The organism is Streptomyces sp. NPDC051183 (assembly GCF_040682455.1).
Classification (GTDB): Bacteria; Actinomycetota; Actinomycetes; order Streptomycetales; family Streptomycetaceae; genus Streptomyces.
Genome location: NZ_JBFBBA010000113.1, coordinates 1 through 2,145 on the forward strand (window position 1 = coordinate 1; position 2,145 = coordinate 2,145).

A 2,145-nucleotide genomic window follows, 5' to 3' on the forward strand; every position below is an offset into this window, starting at 1 on the left:
CGAAACAGCGTCCAAGCCCATCAGCGACCCCCAGCCCTCCAGGCCCTAGGGAACGAACGGGTCGAGGCGCCTCGATCGGCCCGAACATAACTCGCCCCCTTGGCTTGAAGTCGACACAGTCCGACACGCAGCAACGGCCTTCATGAGGTGTCGCACCACCGCTACGCAGTAGCAGGAGCCATGGAAGAAATGTCCGAAGGTGGCCATTTCCGCTGTTCATGGCCCTGTATCGGGCCACTTGGCGGTGATCAAGCGTCGGGGACGCAGGTCAAGGAGTCAGCCATAGCCAGGCGATGGGGTGCGGCAAACGCCTAGACACAAGTGGCCTGGTTTTGCCCCTCAGGCATCCGCCGACGGCGCACTGGACCTTGGACTGGCTGTCGACGGATCGGCAGTGTCGGTTTTCGGGTAGCAGATCTAAGCCATTACCCGAAGAAGAACTCTGACGCGTAAATAGCAGCAGGTCAGGGTGGGTGTGGGCATGGCTTGGTGCCCGGCGGCCGTTGATGGCTGCCGGGTGTCCGCGGGAGGGGTCAGGCTGCGGTCTCCAGCGGGTTGAGGGTGACGGTGTAGCCGAGTTGGTTGAGCTGGGTGATGGCTCGGCGGGTGGCCCGTTCGGGGTCGCGTTGGGTGAAATAGGTGCCGCCGAGCTCGTGGTAGGGCTTGTGGTCGGTGAGCATGTGCCAGATCGCGGTGATGATCGAGTGCTCGACGGCGACCAGTGCCCTGAGTGGGCCCCGGCGGGCGGTCAGCCGCCGGTAACGGGCGGCGAGGTAGGTGTCCTTGGTTCTCGCCGCGCCGAACGCGGCGAGGCCGAGTGCGCCTTTGAGGTAGGGGTTGCCGGGTCGGACTTTCGTGTTCTTGGTGCGGCCGGCGGACTCGTGGTGGCCGGGGCAGACTCCGGCCCAGGATGCGAGGTGCTTGGCGGAGGCGAAGCGGGTCATGTCCCCGCCGGTTTCCGAGATGATCACTTCGGCGGTGGCCTGGTTGATTCCGGGGATGGTGTCGAGCAGGTCGAGGGCGTCACGAAAGGGCGCCATCGCCTCCTCGACCCGTCCGCTGAGCTGGTTGATCATCGTGGTGAGCTGGTCGTACTGGTCCAAGTGCAGCCGGACCAGGAAGGCATGATGCTCACGGAAACGGCCGGTCAAAGCCTCGGTGAGTTCGGGAATCTTGTTCCGGAGCTTGCGTTTGGCCATCTCCGCGAGGGTCTGCGGGTCGCGTTCGCCCTGGATGAGGGCGTCGAGCATGGCCCGGCCGGAGACGCCCATGATGTCGGAGGCGACCGCGGAGAGTTTGATGCCGGTGTCCTCCAGGAGCTTCTCCAGGCGCTGGACGACCCGGGAGCGTTCCCGGGTGGCGGTGGTGCGGGCCCGGGTCAGGTCCCGCAGCTCACGCACCGGCTGCGGCGGGACGAACGAGGGGCGGACCAGGCCGTGGGAGCCGAGCTGGGCCAGCCAGGCCGCGTCGGAGACGTCCGTCTTGCGGCCGGGCAGGTTCTTGACCTGCCGGGCGTTGACGAGGATCACGTTCAGCTCTTCGGCCAGCACGTAGTAGAACGGCTTCCAGTAGTCCGAGGTCGCTTCGATCACCACCAGCGTCACGTTCGCGGCGAGCAGGTGGTCGAGCAGGCCGAGGACCGCATTGGTCGTCGAGCCCCAGGTCGTGGTCTCGGTGGTGAAGGATCCCCGCCGTTTCGTACTCGGGATGCGGACGCACACCTTGGCGTCCTTCTTGCTGATGTCCAGGCCGGCGCACCGTTCGTGCAGTACGTCCACGCTCCCGCTCCCTCCCGGTCGGTGTCGTTCCGGGAGGGCCAGGGTGAATCAGGAATTCTGACGCACGTGCTCACAGCAACACTCCACGGTCCCCGTGGACGGCCCCCAGCACCACGCTGACCTGCGAGCTCACCGGCATCACAGAGGCATCGGTTTCGGCCGGAACGAACACCCACCACCATCCCGGACCCGCACTACGTCCCGTCAGAGCGGACGGAAGCACCCCCGGCGCGCGCCACCGGATTTACCACGCCCCCGGCGCGCACCGAAGGTGCGCTGGATCGCTGACCTGCAAGAACTGATCAACACCCGTACAGAGAAGCCCTGATGATGCTCAGGCGCCACGTTTGAGCAAGATCAATTTTCA

At 65.7% G+C, this 2,145-nt stretch carries 1 protein-coding gene; it reads right to left on the minus strand.

Annotation, left to right across the window (positions count from 1 at the left end; all coding sequences use genetic code 11):
* Window positions 1-533 precede the first annotated feature (533 nt).
* Window positions 534-1,778, minus strand: a complete 1,245-nt coding sequence (locus tag AB0M99_RS37665; protein ID WP_365928766.1) for an IS110 family transposase — start codon at window positions 1,776-1,778, stop codon at window positions 534-536.
* Window positions 1,779-2,145 lie beyond the last annotated feature (367 nt).